Source organism: Paraburkholderia madseniana (assembly GCF_009690905.1).
GTDB classification, from domain to species: Bacteria; Pseudomonadota; Gammaproteobacteria; order Burkholderiales; family Burkholderiaceae; genus Paraburkholderia; species Paraburkholderia madseniana.
Genome location: NZ_VOSW01000073.1, coordinates 19,176 through 37,745 on the forward strand (window position 1 = coordinate 19,176; position 18,570 = coordinate 37,745).

Genomic DNA, 18,570 nt, shown 5'->3' on the forward strand with positions numbered 1-18,570 from the left:
TGATTGACGGTAGTGGCGGCAGGGACGGGGCGATGGCTTCGGTGGCGGGGGAGGACCTGGCGCACAGGAGCGCACCGGAACGTCATACCGGAACCATCCGGGTTGCCGCGACACCAATGATCACGACGCTCGGGCCGCATGACAGGGGCGACAGCCGCAAGCTGCCGCCGCCATGCGCGGCACAAGGCCCGCGAGCAGACGAAGAACGCAGAAAAGGATTCGCTTGAAATTTCCCTACGAATGGCAGATTGGCTGGCGCTACACCCGCGCCGGCAAACGCACGACCGGTAACGGCTTCATTTCCTTCATCGCGCTCGTGTCGATGTCGGGCATCGCGCTCGGCGTCGCGGCGCTGATCGTCGTGTTGTCCGTGATGAACGGTTTCCAGAAAGAGGTGCGGGACCGGATGCTGTCGGTGCTGGCGCACGTCGAAATCTTTTCGCCGACTGGTTCGATGCCCAACTGGCAATTGACCGCCCAGGAAGCGCGCCAGAACAAGGAAGTGATCGGCGCCGCGCCGTATGTCGAAGCACAGGCGCTGCTCACGCGTCAGGACGCGGTGAGCGGCGTGGCGCTGCGCGGCGTCGAACCGACACTCGAACCCGAAGTATCCGACATCGGCAAGGAAATGAAGGGCGGCAAGCTGACCGACCTCGTGCCGGGCGACTTCGGCATCGTGCTGGGCGCGGACCTCGCCACCAATCTCGGCGTGACGGTCAACGACAAGATCACGCTGGTCGCGCCCGAAGGCACCATCACGCCCGCCGGCATGCTGCCTCGGCTGAAACAGTTCACCGTGGTGGGCATCTTCGAGTCGGGGCATTACGAGTACGACAGCACGCTCGCGCTGATCAACATCAAGGACGCACAGGCGCTGTTCCGGCTATCCGCGCCGACCGGCGTGCGGCTGCGCCTGACCGACATGCAGCGGGCGCCGGAGGTCGCGCATCAACTGGCGCGCAGCCTGTCCGGCGATTTGTATATTCGCGACTGGACCCAGCAGAACAAGACCTGGTTCTCGGCGGTGCAGATCGAAAAACGCATGATGTTCATCATCCTCACGCTGATCATCGCGGTCGCGGCGTTCAATCTGGTGTCGTCGCTGGTGATGACGGTGACCAACAAGCAGGCTGACATCGCGATTCTGCGCACGCTCGGGGCGCAGCCCGGCTCGATCATGAAGATTTTCGTGGTGCAGGGCGTGACGATCGGCTTTATCGGCACGGCGACCGGGGTCGCGCTCGGCTGTCTGATCGCGTGGAGTATTCCGTGGCTCGTGCCGATGATCGAGCATCTGCTCGGCGTGCAGTTCCTGCCGCCGTCGGTGTATTTCATCAGCGAACTGCCGTCTGAACTGATTCCCGCCGACGTGGCGCGGATCGGCATCATCGCGTTTGCGATGTCGGCGCTGGCGACCCTCTATCCGAGCTGGCGTGGTGCGAAAGTCCGTCCTGCGGAGGCACTGCGCTATGAATGACCGTTCCACTAGCGTATCCATGGCCCCTGAAGACACCGCGCTGCATCCCTATGTGCTCGAAGCGACCGGCATTTCGAAGTCGTTCGTGCAGGGCGGCCTCAATGTGCAGGTCCTCAACAACGCGCAACTGAATGTCCGGCGCGGCGAAAAGCTGGCGATTGTCGGCGCGTCGGGTTCCGGTAAGAGCACGCTGCTGCATGTGCTCGGCGGCCTCGACGATCCGAGTGCCGGTCATGTTTCGGTGATGGGCAAGCCTTTTACGAAGCTCTCCGAGCGCGAGCGCAACGACCTGCGCAATCGCGCGCTCGGTTTCGTGTATCAGTTTCACCATCTGCTGCCGGAATTCACCGCGCTCGACAACGTCGCCATGCCGCTGCGGATTCGCCGCATGACGACCGAGGCCGCGCGGCGCGAAGCGCTCGCGGTGCTGGAGCGCGTCGGCATGGGGCATCGGGCGAAGCATCGTCCGGGTGAACTGTCGGGCGGCGAGCGTCAACGTGTCGCGATTGCGCGGGCGTTGGTGACGAAGCCCGCCTGCGTACTCGCTGATGAACCCACCGGCAATCTGGACGGCGGCACCGCCGACACGGTGTTCAACCTGATGCTCGAACTGTCGCAAACGCTCGACACGAGCTTCGTGATTGTCACGCACGATCCGGAACTGGCCGGACGTTGCGACCGGATCATGCGATTGCGCGACGGCGTGTTGCACGAAGAGCCGCCGGTGCCGGTTTAAGCACCGCGCGGAACGTGAGCGATGCTCCGCCACCTCTGTCACTAGCGAGGCGCGCCATGTGGATCGATACGCACTGCCATCTCGATGCGTCCGAATTCAACGCCGACCGCGCTGAAGTCGCCGATGCGGCGCGTCGAGCAGGCGTAGGGCGTATCGTGATTCCCGCGATCGGCCGCGAGAACTTCACGACGGTGCGTGAACTCGCGCACCGCATCGACGGCGGCGCGTATGCGTTGGGCATCCATCCGCTCTTCACGCCGGGTGCTGAGGAGCGCGATCTCGAACTGCTCCGCATGGAAATCGAGGCGAGTCTCGACGATCCGCTGTTCGTCGGCATCGGCGAGATCGGTCTCGATTATTTTGTCGAAGGTCTCGACGATGCGCGCCAGCAGTTCTTCTACAACGGTCAACTTCAACTGGCGCGCGAATTCGATCTGCCGGTGATTTGCCACGTGCGCAAATCGCAGGATCAGGTGATCAAAGGGCTGCGGCGGCATCAGATTCATCGCGGCATTGCGCACGCTTTCAACGGTAGTTTTCAGCAGGCTCAGGCGTATATCGACCAGGGCATGCATCTCGGTTTCGGCGGCAATCTGACCTTCGAGCGGGCGCGGCAAATCCGCCGTCTTGCTGAGCAATTGCCGTTCGACGCACTGGTCGTCGAGACTGACGCGCCGGACATCGCCCCTTCCTGGATGTACAAACAGCGCAACTCGCCGGATCAGATTCCGGCCATCGGCGCGGGTCTCGCGCAACTGCGCGGCATGACCGCCGACGAAGCCGCCCTAGGCACAACGGCTAACGCGCTCGCCGCGCTGCCGCGGCTCGCACTTTCCTCTGCATAATTGAACGCGATGGTTTGAGTGATTCGCGCCGGGCGGAACACATGCCTGGCGGGCTTGCTGACGTCTGCTCGCCGTGCGTTGCGCCGTCCGGCGATGGCTGGGCGGAAGGGGCGGAGGGCGGATGCGGGCATGGTGGTGCGGGTTTGCGTTGGGCGTGATCTGGCTGCAGCGGCAGGCGGTGTTGCCGGATGGGGGTGGATGGTGCGCGCTGGTGCTGTTGGCGAGCGTTGCGATACTTATAGCGGCGTGGGGATTGCGCCGCGGCTCTGCTGGCAAAGGGGGCGGCGGTTCTTCGGAGGGAGTGTGCGGCTATTGTCCCGACAGGGTGTGCAGCAACTCGCCGGGCGGGGTGTGCTGCGACTCCTCGAGCGAAGTGTGCAGCGGTCCTTCGGGCGGATTGCGCTGCGGTGCTTCTGTGATTGCGGACACGCGTGCGGCGGTTGCAAATTCGCGCGTGAGACGCGTCTTGTTCAGCGCACGCTTTCGTTCGGGCGTCGGCTGGGGCGCGGTGTGGATTGCGGCTTTATGTGTGGGCTTCGGCTATGCCGCCTGGCGCGCTGAGACCCGGCTCGCGGTGAGCTTGCCGAGCGCCTGGGAAGGGCGCGATATCGATGTCGTCGGCAGTATCAAGGGTCTGCCGTCACGCGATGAGAAGGGCGCGCGTTTCCTCTTCGAAGTCGAGTCGGTTGATGTGCCGATCGCCGCTTTTCCTCGCGTGATTCAACTTTCGTGGATTGCCGAAGATGCGCCTGCGCCGTCGCTCGAACCGGGCGCTCGCTGGCGTCTGACCGTGCGGCTCAAACGCCCGCATGGCAATGCGAACTTCGGCGTGCGCGATGCCGAAGCCAGCTTGCTGGCGCGCAATGTACGCGCCACCGGCTATGTGAGCGCACCGGCTCACGCCGTGCGTTTGCCGGGCAACGCGCGTGGCGTAGGCGTGACGGTCGATCGCTGGCGCGCCGCGCTGCGGGCGCGCATCGGCACAGTACTCGCCGACGCGCCACATCGTGGGATCGTGGTGGCGCTCGCCATCGGCGCACAGGACGAAGTCAGCGTGGCCGACTGGCTGCTGATGCGCAGCACGGGCACAAGTCATCTCGTGGCGATTTCTGGCTTGCATATTGGTTTTGTCGCGGGCCTTGCGGCGTGGCTCGCCGGTGCGGTGTGGCGGCGCTCGGGGTTCATCGGCCGCAACTGGCCGTTGCTGGTGCCCGCGCAGGTCGTCGCGGTGACGGGCGGCGCGTTGTTCGCCGGGCTGCATGCGGCGTTGGCCGGTTTCAATGTGCCGGCCCAGCGAGCATTGTGGATGGCTGGCGTGGTGGCGCTCGCGTTTATCAGCGGGCGCAACGTCGCGCGATCGGTGGTGTTGGCGTGGGCGTTGGGGTTGGTGCTGCTGATCGATCCGTGGGCGGTGGTGTCGGCGGGATTCTGGCTGTCGTTCTGCGCGGTGGCGGCAATTTTGTTCGCGATGTCGGGACGGCCCCGTGTGCAGGATCATGAGCAGCGCCGTGACGAAGAGGGGGAAGGGGCCGTGACGCCGACAAGGCTCTCGCGCCTTTGGTCCGGTCTGTGTCGTCGCGTTCGCGCTTTCGGTGAGCGCCTGCGCAGCGCGGCGCATGTGCAGTTCGCGGTGACGGTCGCGCTTGCACCGCTCACCGTCTACTGGTTCGCGCAGATTCCGCTGATCGGCCCGCTCGCGAATGCCTTCGCGATTCCGTGGGTGAGTCTGCTGGTGACGCCGGCGGTATTGGCGGGCGTCGCGTTGCCCGAGCCATTCGATGCCTACGCCTTTCGCGCCGCGCACACCTTGCTCGATCTGCTCGCCGCAGGCCTGCAGATGCTGTCCGGCCCGGCATGGACGCTCTGGCGATTGCCGCAGCCGGACGCATGGGCGCTCGCCGCGGCGGCGGTTGGCGTTCTCTGGTGTCTGGCGCCGCGGGGCTGGCCGCTGCGCTGGGCCGCACCGCTCACCTGGCTACCGCTGCTGCTGCCTGCACCGCCCGGCCCGCCGCATGGCAGCTTCCGTCTGACGGCGCTCGACGTCGGTCAAGGCACCTCGGTGCTGGTCGAAACGGCGCACCATGCGCTGCTGTTCGACGCCGGGCCGGGGCCGGAATCGACGCATGCGGGAGAACGGGTTGTCGTGCCGTTTTTGCAGGTGCATGGCGTCGCGGTGCTCGATACGCTGCTCATCAGCCACGCCGACTCCGACCATTCGGGCGGCGCGCCGGCTGTACTGGACGCGATCGAGGTGCGCCAAATGGTGGCGGCGTTGGCGCCGGCGAATCCGTTGTGGTCGAACGCAAGGCAACGCGGCACTGATACGTTGCCCTGTGCGGCGGGGCAGCGCTGGCAGTGGGACGGTGTCGAGTTCGCAATGCTCTGGCCGGATGCCGGGCCGCTGCAGGGTAAGCCGAATGCGCATTGCTGCGTGTTGCGGGTGAGCACGATGCCTGCTGCGGAGAGCGCGTCGGCCGGAAATGTTAAACCGACGCCATTGCGCATGACGGCCTTGCTGACGGCCGACATCGAAGCGCCGGTCGAACGCATCCTGCTCGCGCGCGATCGCGACGCGTTGCGCGCCCAGGTGCTGGTCGTGCCGCATCATGGGAGTAAGACGTCGTCGACCGAGCCGTTCCTCGACTCTATCGACCCGCTCGTCGCGCTATTTCAGGTAGGCTATCGCAACCGATTTCATCATCCGAACGCGGGTGTGTTCGAGCGTTACAAGGCACGGCACATCGAGCTTGGACGCAGCGATGCGGACGGCGCGGTGCGCGTTGATGTCAGCCCGGATTTCGACTCGGGTCTCAACCCGGGCATCGGACCCGAGGAAACCGCGGGAGCCAGTGCGGGTGTCAGCCCGGGAAGCAACCCAAGAGGCGGCCGAGGCCTGAACGGCGCCGCACTGACGCTCGAACGCTATCGCGACACGCAGCGCCGCTACTGGATGGATCGCTGATGGATTGCCTGCCGTACAGATAGAACAAACGCGCCGCGGGGTCTGGAGCCTGCACGAAAAGCCAGCAGCCAATCCGGCGCGCCAAAACAGAACGGAGATCGCCGCAGTTGAAAAACATCATCCACTTCTCGCACGCGAACGGTTTTCCGGCGTCGACCTACCGGACGATCTTCGCCGAACTCGCCGACGACTATGAACTGCGCTCGATCGAGCGCATCGGTCACGACGCGCGATATCCCGTCACGCAGGATTGGCCGCATCTGGTCGAGCAACTGCTCGACGACGTCGGCCGGTCGTACGAGCAGCCGGTGTGGCTGGTCGGCCATTCGCTTGGCGGCTATCTGTCGCTGATGGCCGCGCTGAAAAAGCCACAGTGGGTGAGGGGTGTGGTGATGCTCGATTCGCCGGTAATCGCGGGCTGGCGCAGCAGCATGCTGCGCGTGTCGCAATGGACCGGACTCGACGAGCGCCTGTCGCCCGCGGCGGCCACCCGTACGCGTCGCACGCAGTGGGCGAGCCGCGACGATGCATGGCGGCATTTCCACTCAAAGCCGGCGTTTGCGCGCTGGGACGAGCGCATGCTGTCCGACTACATCGACTTCGGCATCCCGCAGAGCTCGCTCGACGGCGGCCGTTCGCTCGCTTTCGACCGGCGCACCGAGTATCAGATCTACAAGACCTTGCCGCATACGCTCGGCCCCCGCCTCGCGCGCGGCGCCCCGGTGCCGGTGGGATTCATCGCCGGCACGCGTTCAAAGGAGGTGCGCCAGGCGGGTCTGGACGCCACTCGCCGTGCGACCGGCGGTCATGTGGAATGGATTGAAGGCAGCCATCTGTATCCGATGGAAAAACCGCTCGAAACCGCGCGCGCGGTGCAGCGGATGCTGCGCGAACTGGAGCGGCGCGCCTGACTGCACGCCTTGCCGGGGCAAATAAACGGTGCATGATCGGCGCGCGGCAATCGCTGCCGCCGTAGCATCGGCACGTATAGATGTCGCTCGGATTTTGCTGGGTTGAGACCCTGCTTTACGGTATAATCCGTTTTTCCCGCGAGCATCCAGCGATGACCAAATATGTTTTCGTCACCGGCGGCGTAGTATCTTCCCTCGGCAAGGGTATTGCCGCCGCTTCCCTCGCCGCGATCCTCGAATCGCGCGGTCTTAAAGTCACCCTCCTCAAGCTCGATCCCTACATCAACGTCGACCCCGGCACGATGAGCCCGTTTCAACACGGCGAAGTGTTCGTGACGGAAGATGGAGCGGAGACTGACCTCGACCTTGGCCACTATGAGCGCTTCATCAGCACGAAGATGCGCAAGGCCAACAACTTCACCACAGGCCAGATTTACGAATCGGTGATCCGCAAGGAACGCCGCGGGGACTATCTTGGCAAGACGGTGCAGGTCATTCCGCATATCACGAACGAAATCCAGGCGTTCATCGAACGCGGCGCGGCTTCCGCGACGTGCGGTGAGCCGGACGTCGCCATCGTCGAAGTGGGCGGCACTGTGGGCGACATCGAATCGCTGCCGTTCCTCGAGGCCGCACGTCAGATGAGCCTGCGCATGGGCCGCAACAGCGCGTGCTTCGTGCACCTCACACTGGTGCCCTGGGTCGCCACTGCAGGCGAGCTGAAAACCAAGCCTACGCAGCATAGCGTGCAGAAGCTGCGTGAAATCGGCATCTCGCCGCACGTGCTGCTGTGCCGTGCCGACCGCCGCATTCCGGACGACGAGCGCGCGAAGATCTCGATGTTCTCAAACGTGCCGGAAGACGCGGTGATTTCCGTGTGGGACGCCGACAGCATCTACAAGATTCCGCAGATGCTGCACGACCAGGGTCTGGACGCGATCATCTGCGAAGAGCTCAAGCTCACGCCGAAGCCGGCCGATCTGACGATGTGGTCCGACCTCGTCGAAAAGCTCGAGAACCCGAAGCACGAAGTCACGATCGGCATGGTCGGCAAGTATGTCGATCTGACCGAATCGTACAAATCGCTGATCGAAGCGTTGCGCCATGCGTCGATGCATACGTCGACCAAGGTCAACATCGAGTACATCGATTCGGAAGAGATCGAGACGCAAGGCGTCGAGAGCCTCAAGCATCTGGATGCGGTGCTCGTGCCGGGTGGCTTCGGCCGTCGCGGCACCGAAGGCAAGATGGCCGCGATCCGCTATGCACGCGAAGCGAAGGTGCCGTATCTCGGCATCTGCCTCGGCATGCAACTGGCCGTGATCGAATTCGCCCGCGACGTGGTCGGCCTGAAAGATGCGAACAGCACCGAGTTCGATCAGGACACCGAGAACCGCGTGGTCGCACTGATCACCGAGTGGTACGACCGTGAAGGCAAGGTCGAGAAGCGCACCGAAGAATCGGATCTGGGCGGCACGATGCGCCTCGGTTCGCAACGTTGTCCGATCAAACCCGGCACGATGGCCGAAGAGATCTATGGCAAGGATGTGAACGAACGCCATCGTCACCGTTATGAAGTCAATAACCGCTTCGTGCCCCAGCTCGAAGCCGGTGGCCTTATCATCAGCGCCCGTACCCCGAGTGAAGATCTGCCGGAAATGATGGAATTGCCGCGCAGCATGCACCCGTGGTTCGTCGGCGTGCAGTTCCACCCGGAATTCACGTCCACGCCGCGTGACGGCCATCCGCTGTTCAAGTCGTTCGTCGAAGCGGCGCTCGCGCATCAGCAGCCGCGCGTGGCGGCGGAAGTTGGGGAGAAAGCATGAAACTGGGCGATTTCGAAATCGGGCTCGACAAGCCGTTTTTCCTGATCGCGGGCACCTGTGTCGTCGAATCCGAACAGATGACGATCGACACGGCGGGCCGGCTGAAGGAAATCTGCGCAAAGCTGAACATTCCGTTCATCTACAAATCGTCGTACGACAAGGCCAACCGCAGCAGCGGCAAGTCGTTCCGCGGTCTGGGCATGGACGAAGGTTTGCGCATTCTGTCGGAAGTGAAGCGTCAGCTCGGTTTGCCGGTGCTGACCGACGTGCACGCCGAGCACGAGATCGAGCAGGTTGCGTCGGTGGTCGACGTCCTGCAAACGCCTGCTTTCCTGTGCCGTCAAACGGACTTCATCCACGCTTGCGCGCGTTCGGGCAAACCGGTCAACATCAAGAAAGGCCAATTTCTCGCACCGCACGACATGAAGAACGTGATCGACAAGGCGCGTGATGCGGCGCGTGAAGCCGGTCTCTCGGAAGACCGCTTCATGGCTTGCGAACGCGGCGTGTCGTTCGGCTATAACAACCTCGTGTCGGACATGCGATCGCTTGCGATCATGCGCGAAACCAACGCGCCGGTCGTGTTCGACGCCACCCACTCGGTGCAGGTGCCGGGCGGGCAGGGCACGAGCTCGGGCGGTCAGCGCGAATTCGTGCCGGTGCTGGCGCGTGCCGCCGTGGCGACGGGCGTGGCGGGTCTCTTCATGGAAACCCATCCGAAGCCTTCGGAAGCCAAGTCGGACGGCCCGAACGCGGTGCCGTTGCATCGCATGGCCGATCTGCTCGAAACGCTGGTTACGCTCGATCAGGCCGTCAAGCGCGCGCCGTTCCTCGAAAGCGATTTCAACTGATTCAGGCGTTCGCGGGGTGTCACGATTGGTGCGCATAATTGGCCCGGTCGGCTCAGTCGGCACGCGGCGAATGCACGCAATGGTCGTCGAAAGCATCGGGGTGCGTAGTGTGCTGGGGAGACCAGTGCTCTGCATGGGACCAGAGTAAGTGCTAAAGCACTAACTCTGGATCGACAGCGCCCGGTGCAGTTTCACAGTAAAGAATTCAACGTCATTTCTTGAGGAAACCATGAGTGCTATCGTAGATATCATCGGTCGAGAGATTCTCGATTCGCGAGGCAACCCCACCGTCGAATGCGACGTGCTGCTCGAGTCGGGCACGATGGGCCGCGCTGCGGTGCCGTCGGGTGCATCGACGGGCTCGCGCGAAGCGATCGAGTTGCGCGACGGCGAAGCCGGCCGTTACGGCGGCAAGGGCGTGCTGAAGGCTGTCGAGCACATCAACACCGAAATCTCCGAAGCGATCATGGGCCTCGACGCTTCCGAGCAGGCCTTCCTCGACAAGACCCTGCTGGAACTCGACGGCACGGACAACAAGTCGCGCCTCGGCGCGAACGCGATGCTGGCTGTGTCGATGGCTGTCGCGAAGGCCGCTGCTGAAGAAGCCGGCCTGCCGCTGTACCGCTACTTCGGTGGCTCAGGCGCGATGCAACTGCCGGTGCCGATGATGAACATCGTCAACGGCGGCGCGCACGCGAACAACAGCCTGGACATCCAGGAATTCATGATCGTACCGGTCAGCCAGCCGACGTTCCGCGAAGCACTGCGCTGCGGCGCTGAAGTATTCCACGCGCTGAAGAAGATCCTGAGCGACCGCGGCATGAGCACGGCCGTGGGCGACGAAGGCGGTTTCGCGCCGAATTTCGGCAGCAACGACGAATGCCTGTCGACCATCCTGCAAGCCATCGAAAAGGCTGGCTACCGCGCCGGTGACGACGTGCTGCTCGCGCTCGACTGCGCAGCGAGCGAGTTCTACCACGACGGCAAGTACCAGTTGGCTGGCGAAGGCCTGCAACTGTCGTCGACGGAATTTGCTGACTACCTCGCTAACCTGGCCGACAAGTTCCCGATCGTTTCGATCGAAGACGGCATGCACGAAAGCGATTGGGCCGGCTGGAAGATCCTGACCGACAAGCTCGGCAAGAAGGTGCAACTGGTGGGCGACGACCTGTTCGTCACCAACACGCGCATCCTGAAGGAAGGCATCGAGAAGGGCATCGCCAACTCTATCCTGATCAAGATCAACCAGATCGGTACGCTGACGGAAACCTTCGCGGCTATCGAAATGGCGAAGCGCGCCGGCTACACGGCCGTGATCTCGCACCGCTCGGGTGAAACCGAAGATTCGACGATTGCGGACATCGCAGTCGGCCTGAATGCCGGTCAGATCAAGACGGGTTCGCTGTCGCGTTCGGACCGCATCTCGAAGTACAACCAGTTGCTGCGCATCGAAGAAGACCTCGGTGATATCGCCAGCTACCCGGGCAAGTCGGCGTTCTACAATCTGCGCTAAATGGATTGTTCGCTAGCGCCGACCGATGAACCGGTTACCTTTCGTTTCTGATTGACCCCGCCGCCCTGCGTATAGCGCAGGGCGGCGTGTATTTATTGTGCTTACTTCATGCGGCTTGTCACTGCTGTCCTGATCGTTCTGCTGGCGCTCATCCAGTACCCGCTCTGGTGGGGGCACGGCGGCTGGTTGCGCGTGCACGAGTTGCAGCAGCAACTGGCGCAGCAACTGCAGAAGAACACCGACTCGAAGCTGCGCAACGAGCGTATCCAGGGCGAGGTCCAGGATTTGCAGAGCGGTACGGCCGCGGTGGAAGAGCGGGCGCGTTACGAAATGGGCATGGTGAAGGACAGCGAAGTGTTCGTGCAGTTCGTTGCGCCGAACGCGCCGTTGCCGGCTGCGAACACACCTTCGGTTACCACGTCTACGCGTGGTGTGGTGTCGGCGGCGCCGCTGCATATGGTGCCGAATCCGGAGTCGCGTGCGAAGCCGGATCGCAAGCATGGCGGCAAGGTGGCGACAGAGAAGAAGCCGGCACACTGAGTTTATTCGGGCTGGTTGGACTCGCAGGCCGACGCGAAACTGAACGCAGAAACGAACGGAAAAGCGAACGCAAAAGCGCGTAGCAAGACAAAAAAGCCGCCCGTGGGGCGGCTTTTTTATCGGCGCTGCAATAGGAACGGCATCCCTCTCAATCGCCGTATCGTTGAGCCTCTCCTTGGGGCGTGCCCGTTTCGGCTTACCAGCCCCAATACGGCGAGTAGCCTACGCCGACACCCGTACCCCAGCCGTGCCCCCAACCCCCGCCGTAATAGCTGCCGTAGACGCTGACAGGCGGCGAGTAATAACGTGAGTACGCCTGAGCCGCGTTCTCGGCGGCAATGGCCTGATTCTGATCGGACAGCACCTGACGGTCGATCGCATCATAGCGCTCGCGTTCTTCAGGGGTGAGCGGCCGGGCGGTGTTGGCCACGCCCGACTGGTCGGCCGGCAGGCGGCTATAAATCGGCGAGGGCCCCGGCGGGTCCATCACGCAACCCGTAAGCGCGACGCTACCGGCGATGACCGTCAGCACGGCGAACGAGCGCATGCAATGCTTTAGCGAAATAGGAATGTTCATTTTTTGATCTCCATCGGTCGGATGCCTAAGCAAAACATGCGCAACGCGCACCGCCCGAGATCCAACACAACGATCGACGATAACGCGCCGCCCAAGCCCCAGAAAAGCAGCAGGCGACGCGTCATTTTACTGCTGTAACGCAGCTGCAATGCGCTGCCGCCCGGCCGCTTCAGTGCCGCTGGTCGGCCGCCGGCGTCACGCCTTGTGAGAGCGCATTCGCGACAAAAAGTTGCGTTACATCGACCGGATCGAATTCGTACCGTTGATTACAGAATTCGCAATGAATCTCGACGTGACCGCGTTCTTCGATCACGCCGTCCACTTCTTCGCGGCCCAGCATCTTCAGCATCGCGCCGACTTTTTCGCGCGAACAGCTGCATTCGAAGCGCGTTGTTGCCGGTTCGAAATGCTGCACATTTTCCTGCCAGAACAGACGGCGGAAAATCGTCGCCGGTTCTTCTTTCAGCAGCTCGTCTTGCGACATCGTGCCGCCGAGCGTGCAGACGCGCTCCCACGTGTCCGCATCCAGATCGCCCGGATGCGGGACGATGCCGCCGTCGCCCGGCAGCTTTTGCAGCAGCATGCCGACTGCGCGCTCGGTGTTCGCCGCGAGCCACAGGCGTGTGTCGAGCTGCTCCGAGTGATGCATGTAGTGCTCGAGCACTTCGGACATCGACTTGAGCGGGCCGTCCACCCCCGAGAGCGGCACGATACTTTGATACGGTTGCTGGCCGGGTTGCTTGTCGCGCGGGTCGAGCGTAATCACGCAACGGCCATGGCCGCTCGCGTTGACCAGTTCGATCATCGAGGTGGTGTCGTCGATCGTATTGCCCGCTTCGCCGGAGAGCTTGGCGGTGGCGCGCATCGACAGGTCGGAGCTGCACTGCACCACCAGCATCTTGGCCGGTCCGTCGCCGAAAATCTGCATGACGAGCGTGCCGTCGAACTTGAGGTTCGCCGAAAGCAGCGCGCACGCGGCCATCATTTCGCCCAGAATCGTCCGCACGGGCGCCGGATAGTCCCGGCGCGTCAGCACTTCCTGCCACGTATTGCGCAGCGAAACGATCTCGCCGCGCACCGGCGCCGCGCTGAACATGAATTTTTGCAACTGGTCGCTCACAACTTTTCCTCGGTCGAATGACGCAGCCTGATGCTGCGCCGTGCGCGCCGCGCGCCCGGCTGACTAGCCGATACGCACGAGCTGCGCCTTGAAATATTCGCGGCGCTCGGCATAACTTGCCGCGCCGCGCTGCATATTGGCGATATCCGTCTCGGTCAGTTCGCGCACCACTTTGGCGGGCGCGCCGAGAATCAGCGAATTGTCGGGAAACACTTTGCCTTCGGTGACGATGGCGCCCGCTCCGACCAGACAGTTGCGGCCGATTACCGCTCCATTCAAGACCACGGCCTGAATTCCGATCAAAGAGCCTTCCTTGATCGTGCAGCCGTGCAGCATGACCTGGTGGCCGATCGTCACATTCGGCTCGATCGTCAGCGGGAAGCCCGGGTCGGTGTGCAGCACCGCGTTTTCCTGGACGTTGCTGCCGGCGCCAAGGGTGATTGGCTCGTTGTCGCCGCGAAGCGTCGCGCCGAACCAGACGCTCGAATTTTCCTCGAGCGTCACATTGCCGATAATGTTCGCCGAATCCGCGACGAACACGCTTTCATGGATGGTCGGGGCTGCTTCGCCAAGCTTGTAAATTGTCACGCTGTCTCCTCTTGATCGGTCGCTACACGCTGTGCGGGCGGGCCGGGGCTGCGAAACCGGTTACGAAATGGGGCAGCTAATTGAGGGCGCTAAAGCCAAACGCCAAAGAAGCGCCCGAAAAAGCCCTGGTGAACCGGGTTGTCCTGCCGGCCCCGCGCCATAGGCGCGCGAGATGGTCGAATCGAGTATTGTAAACGGTTGTGTGCTTGGGCCGCTCGACGGTGCCGTAAGCCGTCCGGCGCCCAGCTTCGGCAACCGTCGCGCCTCCCGTCCTGCCTGTTGCTGTTCTCTTTGCCAATCTGGTTGCCATGATTTCCGCTGCTCCGTCTGTTCCGCCCGCTCTGCCGATGTCGACGAATCCTGAGCATTGCCCGAATCGTGCGAACTGCGCGCGCACCGCGGCGCTGGCCGCATTGCGCGAAGTCGACCCGGCAACCAAGGCAGCCGCGGCACGCGCGTTATACGCTGCGGTGTTCGAAGGCAGCTACGCATGCTCCGCAGACCTCGAACTCGCCGAGCCGACCGACCTGCCGGGCCGTCCCGCCCGTCCCGAACTGGTCGATCCGCGCAAACTGAAGCGCCGCAGCATGCAATCGCCCGAAGGGCGGGCTGTCTTACTGCACGCGCTGGCGCACATCGAATTCAACGCCATCAACCTCGCGCTCGACGCCGTCTGGCGCTTTGCCGGCATGCCCGCCGCGTTCTACACCGACTGGCTCAAAGTCGCCGCCGAAGAGGCCCATCACTTCTCGCTGCTGGTCGCCCGGCTTGCGGAATTCGGCCATGTCTACGGCGATTTTCCCGCACACGACGGCCTCTGGGACATGTGCGAGCGCACCCGTGCCGACGTGCTGGCGCGCATGGCACTGGTGCCGCGCACCCTCGAAGCACGCGGCCTCGACGCCTCGCCGCCGATCCGCGCCCGCCTGCAGCAGGCGGGCGACCAGGCGTCCGCAGCGATTCTCGACGTGATCCTGCGCGACGAAATCGGTCATGTGCTGATCGGCAACCACTGGTTCCGCCATTTGTGCGACGCGGGCGCCCTCGATCCGCACGCCACCTACACGCGCCTTGCCGACCAGTATCACGCACCGAAATTACGCGGTCCGTTCAATTTCGAAGCGCGTCGCGACGCCGGTTTCGACGAGGCCGAACTGGCCGCGCTGGTTGCCCTGGCTGGCCTCGACGTCGAGCAGCCGGCCCCGCCGGCCACTCAGGCCTCGGGTACCTGAAGCCTTTTTCCATAGCCGGACGCCACGCATCGTCCGGCTATCTCGTTATAATCGAACGACCATTCTTTTTTCGGGCGCGCCGTTCATGAATACATCCAGGTCTGAATTCGTCGCCGTGCGCGGCATCCGTCTGCACGTGCGGCGCTGGGGCAATCCGGATGCGCCGATGCTCTTCATGCTGCACGGCTGGATGGACGTGGCGGCATCGTTCCAGTTCGTCGTCGACGCGTTGGGCGGCGACTGGCAGGTGATTGCGCCCGATATGCGCGGCTTCGGCCTGTCGGACTGGCCGGTCGCCGAGCGCGGCGGCGGCAACTACTGGATCCAGGATTACCTCGGCGACCTGGACGCGTTGCTCGACCACTATGCACCGACCGGCGAAGTCAATCTGGTCGGCCACAGCATGGGCGCGAATATCGCCTGCCTGTATGCGGGCGTGCGACCGGAACGGGTTCGGCGCGTGGTCGATCTGGAAGGCTTCGGGCTCGCGCCGTCGCACTCGGCGCAAGCGCCCAAGCGTCTGCGCAACTGGCTCGATGAGTTGCGCGATCCGCCGCAGTTGAAGCGTTACGCGTCGCTGGGCGATGTTGCCGGCCGTCTGATCAAGACCAACCCGCGCCTCGCTCCGCCGCGCGCGAAGTTCCTCGCTCAGCATTGGTCCAAGCCGGACGGAGAAGGGCGCTTCATGCTGCTCGCCGATCCGGCGCACAAACTGCGCGGGCCGACGCTGTATCGCCTCGACGAAGTGATGGCCGTATGGCGCAAGGTCACCGCGAAAGTGCTGCACGTCGAGGCCGCCAACTCGCCCACGCTCGCACAGATTGCCGGCGAGATTCCGCTCGACGAGTTCAAGGCGCGCTTCCAGGCTTTTCCGAACTGGCGCGAGAAGATCATCGACGAAGCGGGACATATGGTGCATCACGATCAGCCCGAGCAGGTAGCCGCGCTGATCGAGGGCTTCTGCGCCTGAACCTTGCAAAAGGGTTTCGGCGCGCGGGTCACTATCTCGAGATAGCGCTGCGGCCATTTACTGCGTTGCAGTAAAATGAGTGCAGAACCTTCTCAAGACAAAGATGAACGCCGACCTCCATTGCCACTCCACCGTTTCCGACGGCCAGTTCGCGCCGGCCGATGTCGCGCGCCGCGCGCACGCGGGCGGCGTGACACTGTGGGCGTTGACCGACCACGACGAACTGGGCGGCCAGCACGAAGCGCGCAGCGCCGCTGAGGCGCTCGGCATGGGCTACCTTAACGGCGTGGAGATTTCGGTCACGTGGGCGTCGCGCACCGTGCACATCGTCGGGCTCGGCGTCGATCCGACCAGCTCGATCCTGATCGACGGCCTCGCGCGAACCCGCAACGGCCGCGCCGCGCGCGCCGAAGCGATTGGCGAGCAGTTGGCCACGCTCGGTATCCCCGACGCCTATCAAGGCGCGCTCAAATACGTCTCGAATCCGGACATGATTTCGCGCACGCACTTCGCGCGCTTCATGGTCGAAAACGGCTACGCCAGCTCGACACAGGACGTGTTCACCCGCTATCTCGGCGACGGCAAGCCCGGCTACGTGTCGCATCGCTGGGCGAAACTGGCGGACGCGGTTGGCTGGATTCAGGCCGCCGGCGGCGAGGCGATCATCGCGCACCCGGGGCGCTATGCGTACTCGCCGGTCGAATTCGACGCCTTCTTCGCCGAATTCATCGACCTCGGCGGTAAAGCGATCGAAGTCGTGACGGGTAGCCACACGCCGGATCAGTACCGCGAATACGCGGACGTCGCGCGCCGCTTCGGCTTCGAAGCCTCGCGCGGTTCCGACTTCCATGCACCCGGCGAAGGCCGTGTCGATCTCGGCACGCTGCCGCCGCTACCTTCCGATCTCAAGCCCGTCTGGGAACGCTGGCTGTGATCGCGCGCCGTGCCGCGGCGGCACGATATGCGCGACGGTCCCCGTCCGAGGGACGTGCTTTCGCCCGATCTTCCGCCTGGTCTTCCGTCCGATGTTCGTCTGCTTTTTCGTCCGTCATCACCCGTAGCCACCGTTAGTCAAAATGTCCCAATACTTTCGGCTTCATCCGGATAACCCGCAGCCGCGTCTCGTCAAACAGGCTGTGCAGATCATCAACGACGGCGGCGTCGTCGCGTTGCCGACGGATTCGAGCTACGCGCTCGCCTGCCACCTCGACGACAAGGACGCGGTGGAGCGCCTGCGGCGCATTCGGGGACTCGACGAGAAGGCTTTGTTGTCGCTGCTGGTGCGCGATCTCTCGGAGCTGTCGAACTTCGCGATGGTCGACAACCGGCAGTACCGCCTGATCAAATCGGTCACGCCAGGCCCTTACGTCTTTGTGCTGCAGGCCACCAAAGAGGTGCCGCGCCGCCTGTCGCACCCGTCGCGCAAGACCATCGGCCTGCGGGTGCCGGAGCACGCGATCACGCTGGCCATTCTCGAAGAACTCGGCCAGCCGCTGCTCGGCTCCACCCTGATCATGCCGGGCGAAACCCAGCCGCTGAACGACCCGGAAGAAATCCGCGAAAGGCTCGAGAAACAGGTGGACCTGGTGATCGACGGCGGCCCGTGTGTGTGCGAGCCGTCCACCGTGATCGATCTGACCGGCGCCGAACCAGTGCTGGTGCGGCTAGGGCGCGGTTCTCTCGCGCCCTTCGGTCTCGAAGAGACGGCATGAGTGAAAGCGGACAGACGCACGCAATCGCGTTGTTACAATAGCGAGTTATGGATTCTTCCCTGATACAGACCATTGCGGTTTACGCGTTGCCGGTGATTTTCGCAATCACGCTGCATGAAGCTGCGCATGGCTACGTCGCGCGCTGGCTCGGCGACAATACCGCGTATGTGCTCGGCCGCGTTTCCGTTAATCCGATGCGGCACATCGATCCGCTCGGCACGATCGCGATTCCCTTGCTGTTGTACTTCGCCACCAGCGGCGCGTTCATGTTCGGTTACGCGAAGCCCGTGCCGGTCGCCTTCGGCAATCTGCGCAATCCGCGTTGGGGCAGCCTGTGGGTCGCGGCCGCCGGACCGGGCTGCAATTTCGTGCAGGCGCTGGTGTGGGGCCTGATCGGCGTTGCACTTGCTGTGGGTGGGGTTGACGAGCCTTTCTTCACGCGCATGGCGGCAGCCGGCGTCGGCGTGAATCTCGTGCTCGGCGTGCTAAACCTGTTTCCGCTGCCCCCGCTCGACGGCGGCCGCGTGCTGATGGCGCTGTTGCCGCCGCGGCAATCGATCGCGCTGTCGCGTCTCGAACCGTACGGCTTTTTCATCGTGATGGCGCTCGTCATGACGGGCACGCTCACTCGCTATTGGCTCAGCCCGCTCGTGACGCTCGGCTACGGTGCGATTACCGCAATTCTGACTCCACTTGTTTCGCTTTTCTAA

Annotated in this window: 17 protein-coding genes; 14 read left to right on the forward strand and 3 right to left on the reverse strand. The window is 63.6% G+C overall.

Translation table 11 applies throughout. From position 1 onward, the window contains the following. The first annotated feature begins 223 nt into the window (after positions 1-223). From FSO04_RS31220 to ftsB, 9 genes are all read left to right on the forward strand, one after another. The gene (locus FSO04_RS31220) at positions 224-1,477 is read left to right on the forward strand and encodes a lipoprotein-releasing ABC transporter permease subunit (protein ID WP_154565463.1); all 1,254 of its coding nucleotides are present in this window, start codon (positions 224-226) and stop codon (positions 1,475-1,477) included. Next, positions 1,470-2,213 (forward strand): lipoprotein-releasing ABC transporter ATP-binding protein LolD, encoded by a 744-nt coding sequence (lolD, locus tag FSO04_RS31225; protein WP_154565464.1) that lies wholly within the window; start codon positions 1,470-1,472, stop codon positions 2,211-2,213. Before FSO04_RS31220 ends, lolD begins: the two co-directional genes overlap by 8 nt. 56 nt (positions 2,214-2,269) lie before the next feature. Beyond that, positions 2,270-3,058 (forward strand): TatD family hydrolase, encoded by a 789-nt coding sequence (locus FSO04_RS31230; protein WP_154565465.1) that lies wholly within the window; start codon positions 2,270-2,272, stop codon positions 3,056-3,058. 121 nt (positions 3,059-3,179) lie between these two features. Beyond that, positions 3,180-6,020 carry a DNA internalization-related competence protein ComEC/Rec2 gene (locus FSO04_RS31235; RefSeq protein ID WP_154565466.1) on the forward strand — a complete coding sequence of 947 codons (2,841 nt, stop codon included), beginning with the start codon at positions 3,180-3,182 and terminating at the stop codon, positions 6,018-6,020. Between the two features lie 107 nt (positions 6,021-6,127). Beyond that, the gene (locus FSO04_RS31240) at positions 6,128-6,931 is read left to right on the forward strand and encodes an alpha/beta fold hydrolase (RefSeq protein ID WP_154565467.1); all 804 of its coding nucleotides are present in this window, start codon (positions 6,128-6,130) and stop codon (positions 6,929-6,931) included. A gap of 152 nt (positions 6,932-7,083) precedes the next feature. Beyond that, entirely contained in the window at positions 7,084-8,757 is a 1,674-nt protein-coding gene (locus tag FSO04_RS31245) for a CTP synthase (protein WP_154565468.1), read from the forward strand. After that, a complete protein-coding gene (gene kdsA, locus FSO04_RS31250; protein ID WP_154565469.1) occupies positions 8,754-9,608 on the forward strand; it encodes a 3-deoxy-8-phosphooctulonate synthase in 855 nt (284 codons plus the stop codon). The genes FSO04_RS31245 and kdsA overlap by 4 nt, the downstream gene beginning before the upstream one ends. 229 nt (positions 9,609-9,837) lie before the next feature. Beyond that, positions 9,838-11,121 (forward strand): phosphopyruvate hydratase, encoded by a 1,284-nt coding sequence (eno, locus tag FSO04_RS31255; protein ID WP_154565470.1) that lies wholly within the window; start codon positions 9,838-9,840, stop codon positions 11,119-11,121. Between the two features lie 108 nt (positions 11,122-11,229). Beyond that, positions 11,230-11,661, forward strand: coding sequence for a cell division protein FtsB (gene ftsB, locus FSO04_RS31260; protein WP_154565471.1), 432 nt, complete (start codon positions 11,230-11,232; stop codon positions 11,659-11,661). A gap of 196 nt (positions 11,662-11,857) precedes the next feature. On the opposite strand, the gene FSO04_RS31265 is transcribed toward ftsB, so the two are convergent. From FSO04_RS31265 to FSO04_RS31275, 3 genes are all read right to left on the reverse strand, one after another. Continuing rightward, positions 11,858-12,238, reverse strand: a complete 381-nt coding sequence (locus FSO04_RS31265) for a hypothetical protein (RefSeq protein ID WP_154565472.1) — start codon at positions 12,236-12,238, stop codon at positions 11,858-11,860. A 169-nt stretch (positions 12,239-12,407) separates the two neighbouring features. After that, positions 12,408-13,358 (reverse strand): Hsp33 family molecular chaperone HslO, encoded by a 951-nt coding sequence (gene hslO / locus FSO04_RS31270; RefSeq protein WP_168435911.1) that lies wholly within the window; start codon positions 13,356-13,358, stop codon positions 12,408-12,410. Positions 13,359-13,421: 63 nt separating this feature from the next. Continuing rightward, positions 13,422-13,946 carry a gamma carbonic anhydrase family protein gene (locus FSO04_RS31275; RefSeq protein WP_168435912.1) on the reverse strand — a complete coding sequence of 175 codons (525 nt, stop codon included), beginning with the start codon at positions 13,944-13,946 and terminating at the stop codon, positions 13,422-13,424. A gap of 308 nt (positions 13,947-14,254) precedes the next feature. On the opposite strand from FSO04_RS31275, the gene FSO04_RS31280 reads away from it, so the two are divergent. From FSO04_RS31280 to FSO04_RS31300, 5 genes are all read left to right on the forward strand, one after another. Continuing rightward, positions 14,255-15,178: a ferritin-like domain-containing protein gene (locus FSO04_RS31280; protein ID WP_154565473.1), complete on the forward strand. Its 924-nt coding sequence runs from the start codon at positions 14,255-14,257 to the stop codon at positions 15,176-15,178. A gap of 85 nt (positions 15,179-15,263) precedes the next feature. Continuing rightward, positions 15,264-16,148 carry an alpha/beta fold hydrolase gene (locus tag FSO04_RS31285; RefSeq protein WP_154565474.1) on the forward strand — a complete coding sequence of 295 codons (885 nt, stop codon included), beginning with the start codon at positions 15,264-15,266 and terminating at the stop codon, positions 16,146-16,148. A gap of 103 nt (positions 16,149-16,251) precedes the next feature. After that, on the forward strand, positions 16,252-17,082 hold the full coding sequence (locus tag FSO04_RS31290) for a 3',5'-nucleoside bisphosphate phosphatase (RefSeq protein ID WP_097389685.1): 831 nt from the start codon (positions 16,252-16,254) through the stop codon (positions 17,080-17,082). A gap of 142 nt (positions 17,083-17,224) precedes the next feature. Continuing rightward, positions 17,225-17,860, forward strand: a complete 636-nt coding sequence (locus tag FSO04_RS31295; protein WP_154565475.1) for an L-threonylcarbamoyladenylate synthase — start codon at positions 17,225-17,227, stop codon at positions 17,858-17,860. 47 nt (positions 17,861-17,907) lie between these two features. Further along, positions 17,908-18,570, forward strand: coding sequence for a site-2 protease family protein (locus tag FSO04_RS31300; RefSeq protein WP_093633535.1), 663 nt, complete (start codon positions 17,908-17,910; stop codon positions 18,568-18,570).

Bases quoted from the DNA above. Each gene is read 5' to 3' on its own strand.
- lolD (WP_154565464.1), top strand. From the start codon at position 1,470: ATGAATGACCGTTCCACTAGCGTATCCATGGCCCCTGAAGACACCGCG.
- FSO04_RS31230 (WP_154565465.1), top strand. From the start codon at position 2,270: ATGTGGATCGATACGCACTGCCATCTCGATGCGTCCGAATTCAACGCC.
- FSO04_RS31235 (WP_154565466.1), top strand. From the start codon at position 3,180: ATGCGGGCATGGTGGTGCGGGTTTGCGTTGGGCGTGATCTGGCTGCAG.
- FSO04_RS31245 (WP_154565468.1), top strand. From the start codon at position 7,084: ATGACCAAATATGTTTTCGTCACCGGCGGCGTAGTATCTTCCCTCGGC.
- kdsA (WP_154565469.1), top strand. From the start codon at position 8,754: ATGAAACTGGGCGATTTCGAAATCGGGCTCGACAAGCCGTTTTTCCTG.
- eno (WP_154565470.1), top strand. From the start codon at position 9,838: ATGAGTGCTATCGTAGATATCATCGGTCGAGAGATTCTCGATTCGCGA.
- ftsB (WP_154565471.1), top strand. From the start codon at position 11,230: ATGCGGCTTGTCACTGCTGTCCTGATCGTTCTGCTGGCGCTCATCCAG.
- FSO04_RS31265 (WP_154565472.1), bottom strand. From the start codon at position 12,238: ATGAACATTCCTATTTCGCTAAAGCATTGCATGCGCTCGTTCGCCGTG.
- FSO04_RS31280 (WP_154565473.1), top strand. From the start codon at position 14,255: ATGATTTCCGCTGCTCCGTCTGTTCCGCCCGCTCTGCCGATGTCGACG.
- FSO04_RS31285 (WP_154565474.1), top strand. From the start codon at position 15,264: ATGAATACATCCAGGTCTGAATTCGTCGCCGTGCGCGGCATCCGTCTG.
- FSO04_RS31290 (WP_097389685.1), top strand. From the start codon at position 16,252: ATGAACGCCGACCTCCATTGCCACTCCACCGTTTCCGACGGCCAGTTC.
- FSO04_RS31295 (WP_154565475.1), top strand. From the start codon at position 17,225: ATGTCCCAATACTTTCGGCTTCATCCGGATAACCCGCAGCCGCGTCTC.
- FSO04_RS31300 (WP_093633535.1), top strand. From the start codon at position 17,908: ATGGATTCTTCCCTGATACAGACCATTGCGGTTTACGCGTTGCCGGTG.